We start from the raw sequence: 18,890 nt of genomic DNA, 5'->3' as shown, positions 1-18,890 counted from the left end.
TGGCGGGCCGTTCCGACACGAAGGGCAACGGGGTGCGCGAGCCGTCCCGTTGGTGCGCTGCTAGGCGATCAGCCCCGGGACGGTGGCCTCGTGGGCCGCCCGCAGCTCGTCCAGCGGGATGTCGAACTGCCCCTGGACCGCCAGCTCGTCGCCGTCGACGACACCGATCCGGGTGGCCGGCAGCCCCCGAGCACCGCACATGTCGGTGAAGCGGAGCTCCTCGCTGCGCGGAACCGCGACGACCGCCCGCCCCGCCGACTCCGAGAACAGGAAGACGAACGGGTCGAGGCCGTCCGGGACGACCACCCGGGCGCCCTTGCCGCCGTGCAGGCACGACTCCACCAGCGCCTGGACCAGGCCGCCGTCGGAGAGGTCGTGCGCCGCGTCGACCATGCCGTCGCGGGAGGCGGAGATCAGGATCTCCGCGAGCAGCCGCTCGCGCTCCAGGTCCACCTGCGGCGGCAGCCCGCCGAGGTGGTCGTGGACCACCTGCGACCAGGCCGAACCGCCCAGTTCCTCGCGGGTGTCACCGAGGAGGTAGAGCAGCTGCCCCTCCTCCGCGAAGCCGACCGGGGTGCGGCGGGTCACGTCGTCGATGACGCCGAGCACCGCGACCACCGGGGTCGGGTGGATCGCGACGTCACCGGTCTGGTTGTACAGCGAGACGTTGCCGCCGGTGACCGGCGTGCCCAGCGTCTGGCAGCCGTCCGCGAGACCACGGGTGGCCTCGGCGAACTGCCACATCACCGCCGGGTCCTCGGGCGAGCCGAAGTTCAGGCAGTCGGAGATCGCCAACGGGCGGGCGCCGGTGGCGGCGACGTTGCGGTACGCCTCCGCCAGCGCCAGCTGCGCGCCCGCGTACGGGTCGAGCTTGGCGTACCGGCCGTTGCCGTCGGTGGCGACCGCGACCCCGAGGTTGGTGTCCTCGTCGATCCGGACCATGCCGGAGTCCTCGGGCTGCGCCAGCACGGTGTTGCCCTGGACGAAGCGGTCGTACTGGTCGGTGATCCACGCCTTGGACGCCTGGTTGGGCGAGCCGACCAACTGGAGCACCTGCGCGCGGAGTTCCGCGGCGTCGGCCGGGCGGGGCAGCTTGGCGGCGTCGTCGGCCTGGAGGGCGTCCTGCCAGTCCGGGCGGGCGTACGGCCGGTGGTAGGTCGGACCCTCGTGGGCGACCGAGCGCGGCGGGACGTCCACGATCTGCTCGCCGTGCCAGAAGATCTCCAGCCGCGAGCCCTCCGTCACCTCACCGATGACCGTGGCGATGACGTCCCACTTCTCGCAGATCTCCAGGAAGCGGTCGACCTTGCCCGGCTCGACGATCGCGCACATCCGCTCCTGCGACTCGCTCATGAGGATCTCCTCGGGCGAGAGCGAGGAGTCGCGCAGCGGAACGGTGTCCAGCTCGACCCGCATGCCGCCGGAACCGGCGCTGGCCAGCTCGCTGGTGGCGCAGGACAGCCCGGCGCCGCCGAGGTCCTGGATGCCGGCGACCAGCTTCTCCCGGAAGATCTCCAGGGTGCACTCGATGAGGAGCTTCTCCTGGAACGGGTCGCCGACCTGGACGGCGGGCCGCTTGGTGGGCTTGCTGTCGTCGAACGTCTCGGAGGCCAGCACGGACACGCCGCCGATGCCGTCACCACCGGTGCGGGCGCCGTACAGGATGACCTTGTTGCCGGCACCGGACGCCTTGGCGAGGTGGATGTCCTCGTGCTTCATCACGCCCACGCAGAGGGCGTTGACCAGCGGATTGCCCTGGTAGCAGGGGTCGAAGACGACCTCGCCGCCGATGTTGGGCAGGCCCAGGCAGTTGCCGTAGCCGCCGATGCCGGCGACGACGCCGGGGAGCACGCGCTTGGTGTCGGGGTGGTCGGCGGCGCCGAACCGCAGCGGGTCCATCACCGCGACCGGGCGGGCACCCATGGCGAGGATGTCGCGGACGATGCCGCCGACACCGGTGGCCGCGCCCTGGTAGGGCTCGATGTACGAGGGGTGGTTGTGCGACTCGACCTTGAAGGTGACCGCGTAGCCCTGGCCGACGTCCACGACGCCGGCGTTCTCCCCGATGCCGACGAGCAGCGCGTCGTTCTCGGGGGCCTTCTCACCGAACTGCTTGAGGTGGACCTTGCTGCTCTTGTAGGAGCAGTGCTCGGACCACATCACCGAGTACATCGCGAGCTCGGCGCCGGTCGGGCGCCGACCGAGGATCTCCCGGATCCGCGCGTACTCGTCCTCCTTGAGGCCGAGTTCGGCCCAGGGCTGGCCCGCGTCCGGCGTCCCGGCGGCGTGCTTGACGGTGTCGAGGCTCATGCGGTGACCAGCTTCTTCAGGATCGAGGTGAAGAACCCGAGGCCGTCGGTGCGGCCGGTGCCGATCAGTGGCTCGACGGCGTGCTCGGGGTGCGGCATCAGGCCGACGACGTTGCCCGCCTCATTGGTGATGCCGGCGATGTCGCGGAGCGAACCGTTGGGGTTTCCGTAACCGTCGGCGGACGGGCCGTCGGTGACGTAGCGGAACGCCACCCGGCCCTCGGCCTCCAGCATGTCCAGCGTCCGCTCGTCGGCGACATAGCGACCGTCGATGTTCTTCAGCGGAATGCTGATCTCCTGGCCCGGCGCGTAGTCGGTGGTCCAGGAGGTGGTGGCGTTCTCCACCCGCAGCTTCTGGTCGCGGCAGATGAAATGCAGGTGGTTGTTGCGCAGCATCGCGCCGGGCAGCAGGTGGGTCTCGGTGAGGACCTGGAAGCCGTTGCAGATGCCCAGCACCGGCATGCCGGCCCGGGCCTGTTCGATCACGGTCTCCATCACCGGCGAGAACCGCGAGATCGCGCCGGCCCGCAGGTAGTCCCCGTACGAGAAGCCGCCGGGCAGGACCACGGCGTCGACCTGGTGGAGGTCCTTGTCGCGGTGCCACAGCGGCACCGCCTCGGCGCCGGCCGCCCGGACCGCGCGCTGGGTGTCCCGGTCGTCGAGCGTGCCGGGGAAGGTGACGACTCCGACGCGAGCCGTCATGACTCGGCTCGCACGGCTTCGTCGACCCGCACGGTGAAGTCCTCGATGACGGTGTTGGCGAGGAAGGTCTCGGCCATCTCATGGATGCGGGCGAGGGCGGCGTCGTCGACCGGACCCTCCACCTCAAGTTCGAAACGCTTGCCCTGACGAACGTCGGCGATCCCCTCGAAACCCAGGCGTGGCAGTGCGCGCTGCACCGCCTGGCCCTGCGGGTCGAGGATCTCCGGCTTGAGCATGACGTCGACTACGACGCGTGCCACTGGCACTCCCGGTGGTGTGGTGCGTAAGGCGGTGTCCTCACAGTACCGTGTTCGAAAATCTACGCGCATAGATATGCAGTACCCCCGATCACGAGCCGGTATCGGCGGGAGTGCCCGCAGGAAAAATCTCCGAAAAGAACGGGGGGCCAGATTGCGGCAAGACACGCTGACGAAATTAAATGGGCTTCACAATGCAATGCCCATCGCTGTACAAATGAAAAAGCATTGATCCCAATCAGCCGGATCCGGAGCATCACCCCACGTCAACAAGGGGTTGCTCCACGAAAGGACCGATATCCGTGGCGCAGCGCGTAGTAGTAACGCTCTCCGATGACATCGACGGAGGAGAAGCCGCAGAGACGGTCATCTTCGGTTTGGACGGGAAGTCGTACGAGATCGACCTCAATCCCGCCAATGCGAAGAAACTGCGCGGCGCCCTCGCCCCGTTCGTGGAGGCCGGCCGCAAGCGGGCCAGGTCCGGCAAGGCCTTCCACCGCACCGCGGTGACCCCCGACCCGGCGGCGGTGCGTGCCTGGGCCCGCTCCCACCAGATGGACGTCCCGCCGCGCGGCCGGATCCCCAAGAAGGTCTACGAAGCCTTCAACGCCGCCAACCACTAACCGACTTGCCGGCGTCCGCGGGTCCGCACACCGCCGACTTGCACAGCACCCCTACTGATCAGCTAGAGTCTGGAGCACGCCGAGGGGCGAGGCCGAAAGGCCGGTCCCCGAGGAGTCACGCGGGTGTAGCTCAGTAGTAGAGCGCCCCCTTTCCAAGGGGGAGGCGCAGTGTGCAATCCCTGTCACCCGCTCTGACAGTTCGACCGGTCCAAAGGATCAGGTAGAGTAGCTGTCGCGCCACTGGGTGAAAGCCGAGTGGATGCCTGCGGACGTAGCTCAGTTGGTAGAGCGCAACCTTGCCAAGGTTGAGGTCGCGAGTTCGAGCCTCGTCGTCCGCTCAGAGAAAAGACCCCGATCGTAGCGATCGGGGTCTTTGTCGTTTTCCGGAGCGAAAACGCCGAGGCCGAGGCCGGCACCCTCGGACGTTCGCGGATGCGCAGCGGGACTTTCCGCCGGGAAAGCGCGGACCCGGAGCCCGTGGGACGGGCGAACGGGACGGGGCGGGAGCCGCGGGGGATTGTGGCGGTGGACACACCGTCGGGGCCCGGGTCGAGGAATGGCGGGCGCCGGGAAGGGCGGCGGGGGGCGGTGCGAAGGGCGCGGCACCGGGAGGGAGTTAGGCCGGGGACGGCGGGGGCCGTGTACGGGGTACGGGTGCGGCGGTGCGACGGGTGGTCGCGGGCGCGGCGCCCGGTGGCCGGGCCGGTGCGCACGGGCGTGGGTCGGCGGCCGGGAAGTTGGCTATAGTGGGGCTCGCACCGCGCAGCGGCGACCAAAACAGGCGCCGGAGCACGGAGCATGCGGACGTAGCTCAGTTGGTAGAGCGCAACCTTGCCAAGGTTGAGGTCGCGAGTTCGAGCCTCGTCGTCCGCTCAGGGAGAAGGCCCCGGTCATCACGACCGGGGCCTTCGTCGTTGTCCGGCGCGGGCGTCAGGCCCAGGGGCGGCCGGTGAGGCGCTCGTACGCCTCCAGGTACTTGGCGCGGGTGCGGTCGACGATCTCCTGCGGGAGGGCCGGCGGGGGCGCTTCGCCGGTGCGGTCCCAGGCCGCGGCGGGCGAGGTCAGCCAGTCGCGGACGAACTGCTTGTCGAAGGAGGGTTGGGGGCGGCCCGGCTGCCACTGGTCGGCGGGCCAGAAGCGCGAGGAGTCGGGGGTGAGGACCTCGTCGGCGAGGGTGAGGCGCTCCTGGTGGAAGCCGAACTCGAACTTGGTGTCGGCGAGGATCAGGCCGCGTTCGCGGGCGACGTCGCGCGCCCGGCCGTAGACCGCGAGGGTCAGCTGGCGAAGTTGGGCGGCGGTTTCGGCGCCGACCTGGCGGGCGGTCTCCTCGTAGGAGACGTTCTCGTCGTGGTCGCCGACGGCGGCCTTGGTGGCCGGGGTGAAGATCGGGGCGGGGAGCTCGGAGCCGTCGGTCAGACCCTCGGGCAGCGCCAGTCCGCAGACCGTGCGGGACTCCCGGTACTCGGCGAGGCCGGAGCCGGCCAGGTAGCCGCGGGCGACGCACTCCACCGGGACCATGGCCAGGGAGTGGCAGATCAGGGTGCGGCCGGCCCAGTCGGCGGGGGCGCCCTCGGGGACCTCGGTGGACAGCACGTGGTGCGGGACCAGGTCCGAGAGCTGGTCGAACCACCACAGGGACAGCTGGGTCAGGACCCGGCCCTTGTCGGGGATCTCGGTGGGGAGCACCCAGTCGTAGGCGGACAGGCGGTCGCTGGCGACCATGACCAGGTTGCCGTCGGCGTTCTGGTAGAGGTCGCGCACCTTGCCGGTGTGCAGGTGGGTGAGACCCGGGACCTGCACGGGCTCAGGCTTTTCTACGAATCCGGACATGCTGCCTCCGCGTAGGTTGATCCAGGAGTCGGAGCGATTCTCCCGTACGGCGGGTGGGGGCTCCGCCGCAGGGTCGGCGTCGGGGGCGGCGGCCGGTCCTCCGGTGAGGTCAAGCGGAGGAACGGGCTCCGAGGCGGAGGACGGCGGCGAGGGTGAGCAGGGCCGCCGCGGCGATGCCCACGAGGATCGTCGGCGGGGCGAAGGCGCCGCCGAGCAGGGTGACCACGTACGGGGTGCAGAAGCCCAGGTAGCACACGGCCCAGAAGCGGGCGGTGAGGCGGGCCAGGTGGTGCGGGGGCGCCAGCGCGGCGACCTCGGTCAGGCCGTAGGCCACGCAGAGGCCGTAGCCGGCGCCGAGCAGGGCCGCGGCGCACAGGGCCACCGCGGGTTGGGCGTGGGCCACCGCGAGGGCTCCGGTCACCAGGCCGGCGGCGGTGACAAACAGGCCGGTGGCGGCGGTGGCGAGGCGGTGCCGGGCGCTCAGCCGGCGGGCGAGCGGGGCGACGAGGAGGCCGGCGCCGGGGGTGACGGCGGTGATGACGCCCGCGTAGACGGTCTGCCAGCCGTGCAGGCCGGTGTCGACGAGGCCGGGGAGGACCGCGAAGGCGATCGAGGGGGCGGCGAACACCCAGGGGGCCACCGGGACGACGAGGCGGCGGAACGGCGTGCGGTGGGCGGGCACCGCTTCGGGGGCGTTGGCGTCCGGGGTCTGGGCCGGGGCCGTCTCGGGGGCGCGGACCGCGCTCAGGGCGGCGACCGCGGCCAGGACCAGGTGCGGCGCGTAGGCCAGCACCATCGGGTGCGGGGCCCACTGCGCTATCAGGGAGGCGGCCAGGCCGCCGGTGGCGAAGCCCGCGGAGAGGAAGAGGCCGGAGCGGCGGGCGGCGGCACCGGGGCTGGGCGCGGTGCCGTACGGCGGGGTGGAGAGTTCCTTGATCCAGACGCTGCCGGCGGTGAGCAGGGTGCCCGCGCCGACGCCGGTGAGGAAGCGGCCCGGCCACAGCAGCGCCGGGGCGGCCGGGCCGGCCATCAGCAGGCAGGTGGCCAGGGCCGAGACGCCCAGGGCGATGAGGGCGACCCGGCGGCGGCCGTGGCGGTCGGCGAGCGGGCCGCCGATCAGGAGGCCGGGGATCAGCCCGACGACGTAGACGGCGAACAGGGCGGTGGTGGTGGCGGCGGTCAGACCGAGGTGGGCGCGGTAGGCGCCGAGGAGGGAGGAGTACTGGTTGGCGCTCCACCCGGAGGCGGTCATCAGCCAGCCGGCGCGGAGCCAGTGGCGGGGCGCGGGGGGCGCGGGGGCGGTGGTGGCGGCGCCGACCGGGGGCGCCGGGGCGTGTGACAGGGGCATGAGGGACGTTGTACGGCGCGGGCGGGCGGGCGCGCCGCCTCCGTTCAGGAAACGTGAACGGTGCGGGCCACCGGCTTCGGCCCCGGCCTATCGTGGCGGACATGGATCTGCGCCGACTGTCTTCGTTCCTGGCGGTGGTCGAGGAGCAGCACTTCGGGCGGGCGGCGGCCCGGCTGTTCCTGTCGCCGGCCGCCGTCACCCAGCACGTGCAACAGCTGGAGCGGGAGTTCGGGACGCGGCTGTTGGACCGCGGACGGGGCCCGGTGCTGCCGACCGTCGCCGGCCAGCGGCTGGTGTCGCACGCCCGGACCCTGCTGGCCGCCGCGAACGCCGCCGTGGAGGACGTGTCCGAGGCCGTCCAGGGCCGGCCGTCGCCGGGGCGCGGGCTGCGGGTCGGGGTGATGGGCCACGGGTCGGCGGAGGTGACGCCGGCCGCGGTGAACGCGTTCCGGCGGGCGCGGCCGGACGTGCCGGTGTCGCTGGTCCAGCTGGACTTCACCGAGCACTGCAGCGCGCTGCGCGAGGACCGGGTGGACGTGGCGTTCGTCCGGCCCCTGGTGCGGGCCGAGGGCATCGAGGTGGACGTCCTGACGACCGAGCAGCGGATCGTGGCGGTCTCCGCGCGCTCGCCGCTGGCCGACGCGGCGCGGGAGGGAGTGCGGGTCGCGGACGTCCTCGACCTGCCGTTCCTGCGGCTGCCGGCGCGGACCCCGCGGCCGTTCGTCGACTACCTCTACTTCCAGGAAGGCGAGCGGCGGGCGCCGGACTGCGCGCTGAACCCGCACGACGTGCTGACGAGCGTGGCGGCGGGGCGCGGTGCCGGGTCGGGGCTGAAGTCCTTCGCCCGGTACTACCCGTGGCCGGGGACGGTGTTCGTGCCGGTGCTGGACGCGCCGAGCGCGCAGAGCGTGTTGGCGACGCGGGCCGGGGACCCGAATCCCGAGGTGCGGATCTTCCGGGCGCTGACGGTGGCGCTGGCACGGGAGTTGGGGCAGTACGCGGCGCGGTAGTGCGTGCGGCGCGGTGCCGTGCCCGTGCGGGGAGCGCCGCCGGCCGGCCCGGGTGCGGCGCGGGCTCAGTCGCGCTTGCAGATGCGGTCGAGGAGGTTGGCCGTGGCGCGCTGGACGCGCTGGTCGACGTGGCCGGGGCGGTCGAGGGCGGGCGACCAGGCGAAGGTGCCGGAGGAGAAGACCAGTGCGCCGCTGGGGGCGCGGTACAGCGAGGTCTCCTGGTGGCGACGGACGCCCTCGCCGTCGCGGTAGGGGGAGTGGGAGAGCAGGATGCGGCGGGTGTGCGCGGGCAGGCTGGTGCGCGGGAAGTAGCGGTCGGCCTCGCCGGCGACCAGGCCGGGGAGTTCGTCGCCCTCGTGGGCGCCAGTGGCCTCCCACAGCCAGTGGTCGGCGTTGCGCACGACCAGGGGGGCGGGCTCGGGGACCCGGCCGGCGTACTGGATGCCCATCAACCGCTGCTCCGGATTGCCGAGTTCGCGCCAGAGGGCGGGGCGGCCGGGGCCCTGGCGCTTGCGGCAGTTGAGCAGGGAGTCGGGGCCGGCCGGTGACGGTGAGAGCTCCACCTGCCAGTACATGGTGTTGGCGGAGAGGAAGACCAGCGAGGTGCCGCTGTCCCGGGCGGCCTCGACGGTACGCCGCATGGGCACCGACCAGTACTCGTCGTGGCCGGGGAAGACCAGGCCGCGGTAGCGGGTGGCGTCGACCCGGCCGGCGTGCAGGTCGCGGGCGTCGGCGTAGGCGAGGTCGTAGCCGTAGCGCTCGGCCCAGCGGATGAAGTCGTAGGCGTGGCCGACGTGCAGGGGCAGGCCGGCGCCGGCGTAGGGGCGGTCGAAGGACACGGTGGTGGCGGCGTCCCGCTCGCCGAGGAGGGCGCCCTCGTCGTCCCAGGCGTGGTAGAGGCTGGCGCCGGTGCGGCCGTCCTCGGGGTAGAGGTTGTACGCCTGCCAGGTGACGTCGGGGAGCAGCAGCAGGAGGTCGGCGGGCTGGTCGTCGCGGACCGTGAACGGGATGTGCGAGCGGTAGCGGCCGTCGGCGGTGGTCAGGACGGCGACGTAGGCGCCGAGCTGCCAGTAGGTGGGGACCTGGAGGCGCCAGGACAGCCACCAGTGGTGGCAGGAGACGGTGCGCCCGACGAGCAGGGGCGCCGGCTGGACGATGCCGGCGAGCCGGGGACTGGTGGTGATCTTGGCGGCGCCGGCGCCGGAGTAGTGGCCGATGCGGTAGACGTCGATGCTGAACGGCTGCGGCGGATCGACCGAGACCCGGAAGTCGATGGCCTCGCCGGGGGCCACCGCGCCGGGGACGGCGAAGCCCTTGATCTGGCGGTGGATGTCGTCGGCGGTGCGGGGGCCGTTGTGTTTTCGGGGCGCGGGCAGTCGCAGGTCGCCGTGGGCGACGGCGGGGTCGACGTACCAGGGAATGATCCGGCCGGAGTCGAAGTAGGTCTCGCTGCCGCGCAGCCAGGGCAACGGGCCCTGTCCGAACGGGTCCGTGACCGCGTGGGCGAGGGCGCCCGATTCCCAGCGCCTGATCTGTTCCGTCGCCACCTTCCACTCCCCTCCCGCGTCCCCCGTGGTCGCGGCCGACCGGGCCTTACCCACCCCCCAGCACATCACATTACGCACTCACTTCGTCACCCTTCGTCGTGAATTTAGGTGCCCTTGGCCCGAAGCGCGAACTGGAAGGGAACATTCAGCCGGCCCGGCGGGCGCCCCGCACGCCGGGGCTCACGCCAGCCGGACCGGCTTCTCCGGGCGCACCCCGATCCCGTGCAGCCAGCCGCGCAGCGGTTCGGCGTCGCCGTCGTCGACCAGGCTGAGGACCGGGCGGCCCAGGTCGGCGCGGCGGGCGCCGTCCACGAGGAGCGCCGGGCCGTCGAGCCAGTCCAGGCCGGGGGCGGCTCCGGCGGTGTCCACGGCGGCGCAGCAGACCATGGCGGTGACGTGGTCGGCGAGGAGTTCGCGGGCGGTGCGGGGCGGTTGCAGGGGGAAGAGCGGGAGGCCGCCGTCGGCCGGGTCGTCGCCCCGGTCGGGGTCGGCGGTGCCGTCCCGCCCGGAGCGGGTGGCCTGGCGGGCGGCCTCCTCGCGCTCCTCCCGGGCGACCTCGGCGCCGAGCCGGGCGGCGACCAGGTCGCCGGAGTCGGGGTCGCGGGCCAGCCGGTCGATGACCCGGGCCAGGGTCGGGCCGGGGGGCGGCGCGGGGGCAGCGGCGGCCTCCGCGGCGCCCGACGGCTCGCCCGCGCCGGTGGTGCCGGCCGGTGCGGGGGCGTCCGCCCGGCTCGAACCGAGGGGGGCGGCGGGGTCGAGGGTCCGGGGCAGCCCCTCGGCGTGCGGGGCCGCGGACGTACGGGCGCGGGCGCCGGCGTAGGTCAGGGGCGGTGCGGTGGCGGTGGCGGGCGCATCCGCGGGGGTGCGGTCCGCGGCCGCCCGGTCGGGGTCGGCCGTACCGGCCGCCGGCAGTGCGTCGAGGACCCGGTGGAGGCGAGCGGCCTCCAGCCGCCACTTCCGGTCGACGATCTCCTCGGGGTACTGCTGCCAGGCGACCGGCGACCAGCCGGGGCCGGGCTCGGCCGGACCGCCGTGGAAGAGGCGGGCGGCCAGCAGGGAGGCGGCGCGGTCGATGGTGCCTGGCTCCTCCAGGAGGTCGCAGGCGGGACGCTCGCCCAAACGGGAGGCGAAGCCCTCGGCGAGCCGGTCGCGCCGCGAGAGTTCGGTGAGCGCGGAGACCACGCCGGCGTCCAGCCGGGAGGGCCAGCGGCCCATCCGCCAGGCGGGCAGCGCGACCCTGGTCAGCAGTCGGTCCCAGCCGGCGTAGGCCAGGCCGACCTGTTCCTGGGCGACGATCCGCAGGCCGTAGTCGACGCTCTGGGCGCGCTCGGAGGCGGCGGCCGCGACCCCGCGCTCCATCAGCACGACGTGGTCGCCGACGGCGCGCAGCAGCAGTCGGGCGACCCGGCCGACGAAGCGCAGCGGGAGGGCGCGCAGCGGGCCCCGGGCGCGGGCGGCGACCCCGGCGGCCGCGTCCAGCCCCCGGATGAAGCGGCGGGCGGCGGCTATGTCGGGATGCGCCGACGGGCCGGTGCCGGCGACGACGGGCGCCAGCAGGGCGCGCAGTTCGGCGACCCGCATCCACCACAGGAACGGCGAACCGATGACCAGGACCGGGGCCTCCGGTGCCCGGCGGCCGGCCCGTCGAGCGGGGCGCGGCGGGCCGTGGGCGCGGTGCGTGCGGTCCTCCAACCAGCTGTCGCAGTCCGGGGTGAGGGCTATCGCGGAGGGGGCCGGCACGTCGAGGCGGTCGGCGAGGTCGCGGACCAGGCGGTAGAGGTCCGGGGCGGCCTCCTCGGCGACCGGCACGGAGGGGCTGAGCGCGGGCCGGGCGCGGGCGACGACCACCGAGACCAGCGCCGCCAGCAGCAGGCTCAGCACGGTGAGCGAGCCGACCACCCACCGGGCGACGGCCCAGCCGCCCTCGGTGCCGAGCCGGCCGGTGGCGCCGCCCACCAGGAGGACCACGGCGACCGCGGCCGGCAGCAGGGCGAGCGCCAGCGCCGCACCGCGGACGCGGAGCACCGCGAGGGCGCGGCCACGCGCCACCAGGACGCCTGTTTCCGGACTTGCCACGAGCCTGTACACCCCCTGCGGTCCTGCTGGTGCGGGACGGAAGAGAACGCGGGACGGACGGACGAAGGTCATGCGGTGTGCGGGCGAGCGAGCGAGCCCACTCCCCACCACTGTGGCACCGGCCACTGACATCGCAATGTCGGTGGGCCAGTTGCCGGACGCCGCTGGAACGCCGGTGCCGGAATCCGGCACCGCGACCGCAGGACGCTTGCGCCGCACCTTAGTTGGGGGTGCGGGGTTCGTCAGCAGGATGCCGGCGTGGTCACCCGATGGAATGGCTTTGGGTAAAGCCGGGGGCCGGATGCGTACCGTTCTGGGCGGCTTCCCGACGGATGGCCACCCCACAACGCACCTGAGGCATATGTCAGGGAAATGACACATGCCTCAGGTGTGCTTCTGTTCCGCGCGGGCCGCCGGAGCGGGCCGGAACCACCGTGGGTCACTCCCCGGCGGCCGCCTTCGCGGCGATGTCGGTGCGGTGGTGCGCGCCGTCCAGCGCGATCCGGTCGACGGAGCGGTAGACCCGCTCGCGGGCGGTGGCCAGGTCGGCGCCGGTGGCGGTGACGGACAGCACCCGGCCGCCCGCGCTGAGCACCGCGCCGTCCGCGTCGCGCCGGGTGCCGGCGTGCAGCACGTAGGCGTCGGGGGCGTCCTGCGCGGCGACCGCGGCCAGGCCCTCGATCGGGTCGCCGGTGCGCGGCGCGCCCGGGTAGTTGTGGGAGGCGATGACGACGGTGACCGCGGCGCCGTCGCTCCAGCGCAGCGGCGGGAAGGTCGCCAGGGTGCCGGTCGCCGCGGCGTGCAGCAGGCCGGCCAGCGGGGTCTTGAGGCGGGCCAGCACGACCTGGGTCTCGGGGTCGCCGAAGCGGGCGTTGAACTCGATCACGCGCACACCGCGGGAGGTGATCGCCAGGCCCGCGTAGAGCAGCCCGGAGAACGGGGTGCCGCGGCGGCGCAGCTCGTCGACGGTGGGCTGAAGGACGCTCTGCAGCACCTCGTCGACCAGTTCGGGGTCGGCCCACGGCAGCGGGCTGTAGGCGCCCATGCCGCCGGTGTTGGGGCCCTGGTCGCCGTCGTGGGCGCGCTTGAAGTCCTGGGCGGGCTGGAGCGGCACGACGGTCTCGCCGTCGGTGACGGCGAAGAGGGAGACCTCCGGGCCGTCGAGGAACTCCTCGATGACCACCCGGTCGCAGGCGTTGGCGTGCGCGCGGGCGACCGCGACGTCCTCGGTGACCACCACGCCCTTGCCGGCCGCCAGACCGTCGTCCTTGACGACGTACGGCGCGCCGAAGGCGTCCAGGGCGGTGTCGATCTCCTCCGGGGTGGTGCAGACGTAGCTGCGGGCGGTGGGCACGCCGGCGGCGGCCATCACGTCTTTGGCGAACGCCTTGGAGCCCTCCAGCTCGGCGGCCCGGGCCGACGGGCCGAAGGCCGGGATGCCGCGCGCGCGCACCGCGTCCGCGACGCCGGCGACCAGCGGGGCCTCGGGGCCGACGACGACGAGGTCGGCGGCCAGGCCCACCGCGAGGTCGGCCACCGCCCGCCCGTCGAGGGCGTCGACCCCGTGGAGTGCGGCCACCTCGGCGATCCCGGCGTTGCCGGGGGCGCAGTGCAGCGCGGTGACGTCGGGGTCGAGGGACAGGGAGCGGCACAGGGCGTGTTCGCGGGCGCCGCCGCCGATGACGAGGACCTTCACGCAGTGCAGCCTAGACGAACGCACCAACCGGTCGACCGCCGGGCGTGCCCCGATCGCACAAGGAGGGACTCCGCCCGAAAACGCCGGCCCCCTCACCCTGGGCCCGCACGACGGCAACTCTTTCGGGTGAGACCGGTGAGCGCCCTATACCGGATCCCGCACCACTTCCGGGCGGAAAACGGGCGATCTTGGGACAGAGGCCAGCCGTTCGGCGGTAGGAAGGGGGCGGTGCTCGGCCCTCCCGTAGGTCCTCCGCGCACCTCACGGATCCGCGTACGAGGGAGCGCACGGGTGAGTCAGCCGGAGATGCAGCCCGAGGGGCCCCCCAGGGGCGAGGGCGGGCCCGACCGGGGCCGCGGACGGTCCCCGGACCGCCACCGGGACCAGGGCCGACCGCAGCGCCGCCCCGCGGGCCCGCTCCGGGGCCGTGGGGACCTCGTGGGGCGCGCCTTCCCGCACGGCGACTGGGGGGAGCCGGGTGACCGGCTGGACGCGCTGTACCTGTGGAGCGAGGAGGGCGCGCTGCGCACCGCCGACTGGTACCTGCGCGACCGGCTGGCCAAGCGGCGCGGGGCCCGCGCGCTGCGGACGGGGGCCGCGGCCGGAGTGACCGCGGGCGGGGCGCTGCCGCTGCTGGACCTCGCCGGGGTCTGGGAGCACGGGGCGCCCTGGGGCGCGCTGACGCTGCTGCTGGCCGCGGTGTGCGTGGGCTGCGACCGGTACTTCGGGATGACCGCGGGGTGGATGCGGGACCTGGCCACCGCCCAGGCGATCCACCGGCGGCTGGAGGCGCTCCAGTTCGACTGGGCGGCGGAGAGCGTACGGGAGGTGCTCGGGCCGACGGAGGGCACCGCGAGCGAGGCGGCGGAGCGCTGCCTGGCCGTGCTGCGGCGGTTCAACGAGGACATCGGCGAGCTGGTCCGCACCGAGACGACGGACTGGATGGTGGAGTTCCGGTCCGCCCCGGTGCCGCAGGCCAGTCACGCCGTGCTGCCGTGGGCGGCGGCGCGGTCGGAGGGTCCGGGGCACCCGGGGCGGTTCCTGCGGTCGCCCGGCACGCGGCCGAACATGCCGCGGCAACGGCCGCCGGAGACCCCGCGCTGAGCGGCGACCGGGCGGGCCCGGTGGGGCCGGGGCGGACCCGCCGCCCCGGCCGGTCCGCTCAGCTGAAGACGATCATGGAGCCCTGGCCCAGGCTCCGGGTGGCGGCCGCGTGCAGCCCGAGCCAGACATGCCGTTCCCGGGCGAACGGGCCGTCGTCCGGGGGGACCGCGGTGGCCCGTTCTTCCAGGGAGGTGGGACCGGCCGGCGGCGCGGGGGCGGCCGGCGGGTTGGCCGGATCGATGCCCAGTGCCGGGGCGACCAGTTCGAGGTCCCGCAGCAGCCCGTGGGAGGAGCCCAGCGGGCCGCCGCCGGCCAGCAGTTCCTCGGTGGCGAGCGGGTGCGGGAAGTCGACCGGGACGTAGGCGCCCGCGTGGTCGTAGTGCCAGACCAGGTGGGACTGCTGCGCGGTGGACTCGAACATCTCCAGCAACTGCTCGTAGTCGCCGCCCAGTTCGTCGACCGGGGTCACCTCCAGGCCGCACAGCTGCAGCAGGTAGGCGCGGCGCAGGAAGTGCAGCGCGTCGTAGTCGAAGCCGGCGACCGGTGCCACGTCACCGGAGAGGCCCGGCATGTAGGAGAAGACCGGGATCTCCGGCAGGCCCGCGCCCACCAGGGCCTCGTTGTAGGCGGCGATCTCTTCGGAGAACGGGTTGTCGGGGCTGTGGCACAGCACATCGACGAGGGGTACCAGCCACAGGTCACATGCCACGGGTGGGGGCTCGCTTCCGGTAGGGGACGTAGGGCACCGGCGCACGTACAGCCACGGGTACGGCCCATTACGGCCGATGGTCGGGACAGCGTAGTGCTACCGGGCCGTTCCGACGAGAGCGAGGGAGTGCTCGTTGTACTCGGCGATCAGCCGCTGGGCGTCCGGCAGGTCGTGCCGCAGCAGGGCGTCGGCCAACTCGCTGTGGCCGTGCCACAGGCGGCCCTTGAGGCGCGGCTCGCGGCGCAGCAGCGGCACCGCGAACATCCAGGTCTGGACGCGGATCCGGTCCAGGAAGTCGCTGATGTAGGCGTTCCGGACGATGCCGCTGAGTTCGCGCCAGAACCGCAGGTCGTAGCCGATGAGGACGTCCAGGTCACCGGCCAGGGCGGCGCGTTCGGCCTCTTCGGCTCGACGGCGGACGGAGATCAGCACCTCGGCGGGGGTGGCCAGCAGCGCCCGTTCGGCGTTGCTGCGGAAGATGCCCTCGATGATCAGGGTGCGGGCCTCGACCATGGCGCGGAAGTCGTCGGTGGTGAAGGCGTGCACCTTGAAACCGCGGTGCTGCTCGACGTCGAGCAGGCCCTGGGCGCACAGGTCGAGCAGCGCCTCGCGCACCGGGGTCGCGGAGACGCCGTACTGGTCGGCGATCTCCTTGACGGTGAACGGGTGGCCGGACGGCAGCCGGCCGGCCAGGACCTCGTCGCGCAGCGCGTCGGCGATCTGCTCGCGCAGGGTGCTGCGCCGTATCACTGAGCTGGAGCTGTCCGAGCCCGGGGCCATTCGGTGCGTCTCCTTCGACGTCCATGACCGCAGGTGGGAGCGGCCCTCCCCCACCATAGGCGAGGGGATCGCCACGGTTTCACGTGAAACCACGCGCGCGGCCCCGGCCACGAGGGGCGGGGGCCGCGCGCAGGTGCTGCCCGGCGGATGCGCTCAGACGGTGTGCGCGTCCGCGACCGTCAGGGCCTCGTCGAGGGCGGTGAGGCCCTCCTTGACCTCGGCCTCGGTGACGGTGCAGGCCGGGACGACGTGGGTGCGGTTCATGTTCACGAACGGCCACAGGCCGCCGCGCTTGCAGGCCGCGGCGAACTCGGCCATCGGGGCGTTGTCGGCGCCGGCCGCGTTGTAGGGCACCAGCGGCTCGCGGGTCTCCTTGTTGCGGACCAGGTCGAGGGCCCAGAAGACGCCCAGGCCGCGGACCTCGCCGACCGACGGGTGCCGCTCGGCGATCTCGCGCAGCGCGGGGCCGATGACCTTCTCGCCGATCTCCGCGGCGTTCTCCACGATTCGCTCCTCGGCCATCGCGTTGAGGGTGGCGACGGCGGAGGCGCAGGCCAGCGGGTGCCCGGAGTAGGTCAGGCCGCCGGGGTAGGGCCGCTGGTCGAAGGTGGCGGCGATCTCGGCGTTGATGGCCACGCCGCCGAGCGGGACGTAGCCGGAGTTGACGCCCTTGGCGAAGGTGAGCAGGTCGGGGGTGACGCCGAAGTGGTCGGCGGCGAACCAGTGACCGGTGCGGCCGAAGCCCGCCATCACCTCGTCGAGGATGAAGACGATGCCGTGGCGGTCGCAGATCTCGCGGACGCCGGCGAGGTAGCCGGGCGGCGGGACCATGATGCCGGCGGTGCCGGGCACGGTCTCCAGGATGATCGCGGCGATCGACTGGGGGCCCTCGAAGGCGACGGTCTGTTCCAGGTGGGCCAGGGCGCGCTCGCACTCCTGGGCCTCGTTCTCGGCGTGGAACGGCGAGCGGTACAGGAACGGGCCCCAGAAGTGGACGACGCCGGCGGCGCCGGTGTCCGAGGCCCAGCGGCGCGGGTCACCGGTCAGGTGGATCGCGGCGGCGGTGCCGCCGTGGTACGAGCGGTAGGTGGACAGCACCTTGGTGCGGCCGGTGTGCAGCCGGGCCATGCGGACGGCGTTCTCGACCGCCTCGGCGCCGCCGTTGGTGAAGAAGATCTTGTCCAGGTCGCCGGGGGTGCGCTCGGCGATCAGCCGGGCGGCCTCGGAGCGGACGTCCACGGCGAAGCCCGGGGCGAGGGTGCAGAGCTTGCCGGCCTGCTCCTGGATGGCCGCGACGACCTTGGGGTGCTGGTGTCCGATGTTGGTGTTGACCAGCTGGGAGGCGAAGTCGAGGTAGCGGTTGCCGTCGTAGTCCCAGAAGTACGAGCCCTCGGCACCGGCGACCGGCAGCGGGTCGATCAGGCCCTGGGCGGACCAGGAGTGGAAGACGTGCGCGCGGTCGGCGGCCTTCACTGCGGCGCCGGCGGCGGGGTCGGGGGGCAACGTGCTCACGGTCAGTACCTCGGATCGGTCGCGGGGGTCCGTCGCTGGACAGGAACGGCGAACGGCTTCCAGCCTAAGGATCACGGTGCGCTGACCGGTACCGACAGTGTGTATGGCGCTCACCACGCGCGCGGACAGAATGTCTACGGTCCTGGAGGAATCTCCAGGGATGCCCGGGGGTGGGGGTACCTGCCCCCGGGCATCGTCAGGAGCCGCGGCGCACAGGGCTGGTCGCCCCGCGCACCGGGTCAGGCCGCCGCGGCGGTGGGGAAGGCGGTCCGGACCGGCCCGCGCCAGTGGTTGGCGTACAGGTTCGGCCGGAGCGCCGACAGGCCGCCGCAGTACTTGGTGAAGTCGGCGGCCTGGATGCCGTACTCGGTCAGCAGCCGGTCGGCCTCGGTGAGCCGGCCGGCGGTCTTGGTCTCGACGACGACCAGCCCGCCGTCGGCCCGCACGGTGCGGCCGGTGGCCAGGTCGCGGCAGACCAGGGCGGCGTCGCAGGTGACGCGCTGGCCGTCGGCGACGAAGGTGGCCCGCTGGTAGTCGGTCTCGATGGAACGGCCCAGTTCGGTGGGGGCCTCGATGCCGTAGGAGCGGTCGAGCACGGCGGCGAGGAAGTCCCGCGGGGCCTCGCCCAGGGCCTGGTCACCGGGGAGCAGCGGCTGCCGGTGCTTGATCGTGCGGCCGTGCTCGCCCTTGAGCTTGACCTCGAACTGCCGCTCGCCGGTGTCGGCGTAGAGCCGTTCGCGGATCTTGAAGCGGAGCACGTTGCGCTGCCGGTGGTCGTGGAAGGAACGCAGGTCGGGGGTGTCGTAGTAGACGGACTGGTAGCGGAACCAGCGGCGGCCGTTGATGCACAGGGCCGCGAACGGGCCGCCGGGGCGGTTGCGGTCGGTGAGTTCGGCCGCGAACGCGGCGAAGACGTCGACCGGGACGAGGTAGGTGGTGCTGAAGCGAGCCAGGAGTTCGGCGCGGGCCTGGACCTCGGCCAGCGGGACGGGGCGGGCGGCCATGGCCGCCCGCGCAAGGGCTCGTACGGCGGGTATCACACGGTCTCCTTGGAGGAGGGGGGACGGGGGATCGTGCGGGTCCTGTCGTCGCTCTCTGCGGTTTTTCTCCTTTCTTTACGATCGATAACCCTGAAGAGTTCCGCGACACGGAATCAGTCATCCGTTGCGTCAGTTCCCGGACAGGGGGCCACCACTGACGGCACCTCAGCCACCGGCCCGTACGTCCCCCCACGGGACCGGCCCCCGCGACCGGCGGGACAACGGCCCGCGCCAACGGCCTTACGGCTTGGCCGAATACCGCCCCACCGGCCGCGCGCCCGGCCTCGATATCCTCACCGCGGACGAATGACCGCTCCCACCGAGCGGGGGCGGGGAAAGCCGGGCAA

Annotated in this window: 15 protein-coding genes and 3 tRNA genes; 6 read left to right on the top strand and 12 right to left on the bottom strand. The window is 73.4% G+C overall.

Annotated features, from left to right (window positions below; genetic code table 11):
* Positions 1-60: 60 nt before the first annotated feature.
* Genes purL through purS form a run of 3 tightly spaced genes read right to left on the bottom strand, consistent with a single transcriptional unit; the run spans position 61 to position 3,271 of the window.
* Positions 61-2,310, bottom strand: a complete 2,250-nt coding sequence (purL, locus tag ABD385_RS32815; RefSeq protein WP_344582855.1) for a phosphoribosylformylglycinamidine synthase subunit PurL — start codon at positions 2,308-2,310, stop codon at positions 61-63.
* Entirely contained in the window at positions 2,307-3,011 is a 705-nt protein-coding gene (gene purQ, locus ABD385_RS32810; protein ID WP_344582853.1) for a phosphoribosylformylglycinamidine synthase subunit PurQ, read from the bottom strand. The genes purL and purQ overlap by 4 nt, the downstream gene beginning before the upstream one ends.
* Complete coding sequence (gene purS / locus ABD385_RS32805) at positions 3,008-3,271, bottom strand: phosphoribosylformylglycinamidine synthase subunit PurS (RefSeq protein WP_016573038.1); 264 nt, start codon at positions 3,269-3,271, stop codon at positions 3,008-3,010. The genes purQ and purS overlap by 4 nt, the downstream gene beginning before the upstream one ends.
* 299 nt (positions 3,272-3,570) lie before the next feature.
* Here purS and ABD385_RS32800 point away from each other — a divergent pair, with 299 nt between their 5' ends.
* From ABD385_RS32800 to ABD385_RS32785, 4 genes are all read left to right on the top strand, one after another.
* Complete coding sequence (locus ABD385_RS32800) at positions 3,571-3,891, top strand: histone-like nucleoid-structuring protein Lsr2 (protein ID WP_344582850.1); 321 nt, start codon at positions 3,571-3,573, stop codon at positions 3,889-3,891.
* Between the two features lie 119 nt (positions 3,892-4,010).
* Positions 4,011-4,082: transfer RNA gene (locus tag ABD385_RS32795), tRNA-Gly, on the top strand.
* 74 nt (positions 4,083-4,156) lie between these two features.
* A tRNA-Gly gene (locus ABD385_RS32790) sits at positions 4,157-4,229 on the top strand.
* Between the two features lie 462 nt (positions 4,230-4,691).
* Positions 4,692-4,764: transfer RNA gene (locus ABD385_RS32785), tRNA-Gly, on the top strand.
* A 57-nt stretch (positions 4,765-4,821) separates the two neighbouring features.
* Here the strand turns inward: ABD385_RS32785 and ABD385_RS32780 are convergent.
* Both ABD385_RS32780 and ABD385_RS32775 read right to left on the bottom strand, forming a co-directional pair.
* A complete protein-coding gene (locus ABD385_RS32780; RefSeq protein ID WP_344582848.1) occupies positions 4,822-5,721 on the bottom strand; it encodes a phosphoribosylaminoimidazolesuccinocarboxamide synthase in 900 nt (299 codons plus the stop codon).
* 109 nt (positions 5,722-5,830) lie between these two features.
* Positions 5,831-7,069, bottom strand: coding sequence for an MFS transporter (locus ABD385_RS32775; protein WP_344582846.1), 1,239 nt, complete (start codon positions 7,067-7,069; stop codon positions 5,831-5,833).
* A 101-nt stretch (positions 7,070-7,170) separates the two neighbouring features.
* Between ABD385_RS32775 and ABD385_RS32770 the strand changes: the two genes are divergently transcribed.
* Complete coding sequence (locus ABD385_RS32770; RefSeq protein ID WP_344582844.1) at positions 7,171-8,079, top strand: LysR family transcriptional regulator; 909 nt, start codon at positions 7,171-7,173, stop codon at positions 8,077-8,079.
* Positions 8,080-8,144: 65 nt separating this feature from the next.
* Here ABD385_RS32770 and ABD385_RS32765 read toward each other — a convergent pair whose 3' ends face one another.
* The 3 genes from ABD385_RS32765 to purD form a co-directional block, all read right to left on the bottom strand.
* Entirely contained in the window at positions 8,145-9,626 is a 1,482-nt protein-coding gene (locus tag ABD385_RS32765) for a N,N-dimethylformamidase beta subunit family domain-containing protein (protein WP_344582842.1), read from the bottom strand.
* Positions 9,627-9,806: 180 nt separating this feature from the next.
* Complete coding sequence (locus tag ABD385_RS32760) at positions 9,807-11,774, bottom strand: hypothetical protein (RefSeq protein WP_344582840.1); 1,968 nt, start codon at positions 11,772-11,774, stop codon at positions 9,807-9,809.
* A gap of 367 nt (positions 11,775-12,141) precedes the next feature.
* Positions 12,142-13,398, bottom strand: coding sequence for a phosphoribosylamine--glycine ligase (purD, locus tag ABD385_RS32755; RefSeq protein WP_344582839.1), 1,257 nt, complete (start codon positions 13,396-13,398; stop codon positions 12,142-12,144).
* A gap of 291 nt (positions 13,399-13,689) precedes the next feature.
* Here purD and ABD385_RS32750 point away from each other — a divergent pair, with 291 nt between their 5' ends.
* Positions 13,690-14,502 carry an SLATT domain-containing protein gene (locus ABD385_RS32750; protein WP_344582837.1) on the top strand — a complete coding sequence of 271 codons (813 nt, stop codon included), beginning with the start codon at positions 13,690-13,692 and terminating at the stop codon, positions 14,500-14,502.
* Positions 14,503-14,560: 58 nt separating this feature from the next.
* Here the strand turns inward: ABD385_RS32750 and ABD385_RS32745 are convergent, their stop codons facing one another.
* The 4 genes from ABD385_RS32745 to ABD385_RS32730 all read right to left on the bottom strand — a co-directional run bounded on the left by ABD385_RS32745 (position 14,561) and on the right by ABD385_RS32730 (position 18,543).
* Positions 14,561-15,211: a hypothetical protein gene (locus ABD385_RS32745; protein ID WP_344582835.1), complete on the bottom strand. Its 651-nt coding sequence runs from the start codon at positions 15,209-15,211 to the stop codon at positions 14,561-14,563.
* 96 nt (positions 15,212-15,307) lie between these two features.
* Entirely contained in the window at positions 15,308-15,991 is a 684-nt protein-coding gene (locus ABD385_RS32740) for a GntR family transcriptional regulator (RefSeq protein WP_344582833.1), read from the bottom strand.
* Between the two features lie 153 nt (positions 15,992-16,144).
* Entirely contained in the window at positions 16,145-17,503 is a 1,359-nt protein-coding gene (locus ABD385_RS32735) for an aspartate aminotransferase family protein (RefSeq protein ID WP_344582831.1), read from the bottom strand.
* Positions 17,504-17,742: 239 nt separating this feature from the next.
* The gene (locus ABD385_RS32730; protein ID WP_344582829.1) at positions 17,743-18,543 is read right to left on the bottom strand and encodes a polyphosphate polymerase domain-containing protein; all 801 of its coding nucleotides are present in this window, start codon (positions 18,541-18,543) and stop codon (positions 17,743-17,745) included.
* Positions 18,544-18,890 lie beyond the last annotated feature (347 nt).

Source organism: Streptomyces lunalinharesii (assembly GCF_039532155.1).
GTDB classification, from domain to species: Bacteria; Actinomycetota; Actinomycetes; order Streptomycetales; family Streptomycetaceae; genus Streptomyces; species Streptomyces lunalinharesii.
This window is presented reverse-complemented; position numbering and strand designations above follow the sequence as displayed.

Coding starts and splice junctions, on each gene's coding strand:
- ABD385_RS32770 (WP_344582844.1), top strand. CDS start 7,171: ATGGATCTGCGCCGACTGTCTTCGTTCCTGGCGGTGGTCGAGGAGCAG.
- purL (WP_344582855.1), bottom strand. CDS start 2,310: ATGAGCCTCGACACCGTCAAGCACGCCGCCGGGACGCCGGACGCGGGC.
- ABD385_RS32760 (WP_344582840.1), bottom strand. CDS start 11,774: ATGACCTTCGTCCGTCCGTCCCGCGTTCTCTTCCGTCCCGCACCAGCA.
- purQ (WP_344582853.1), bottom strand. CDS start 3,011: ATGACGGCTCGCGTCGGAGTCGTCACCTTCCCCGGCACGCTCGACGAC.
- ABD385_RS32740 (WP_344582833.1), bottom strand. CDS start 15,991: ATGGCCCCGGGCTCGGACAGCTCCAGCTCAGTGATACGGCGCAGCACC.
- ABD385_RS32780 (WP_344582848.1), bottom strand. CDS start 5,721: ATGTCCGGATTCGTAGAAAAGCCTGAGCCCGTGCAGGTCCCGGGTCTC.
- ABD385_RS32775 (WP_344582846.1), bottom strand. CDS start 7,069: ATGCCCCTGTCACACGCCCCGGCGCCCCCGGTCGGCGCCGCCACCACC.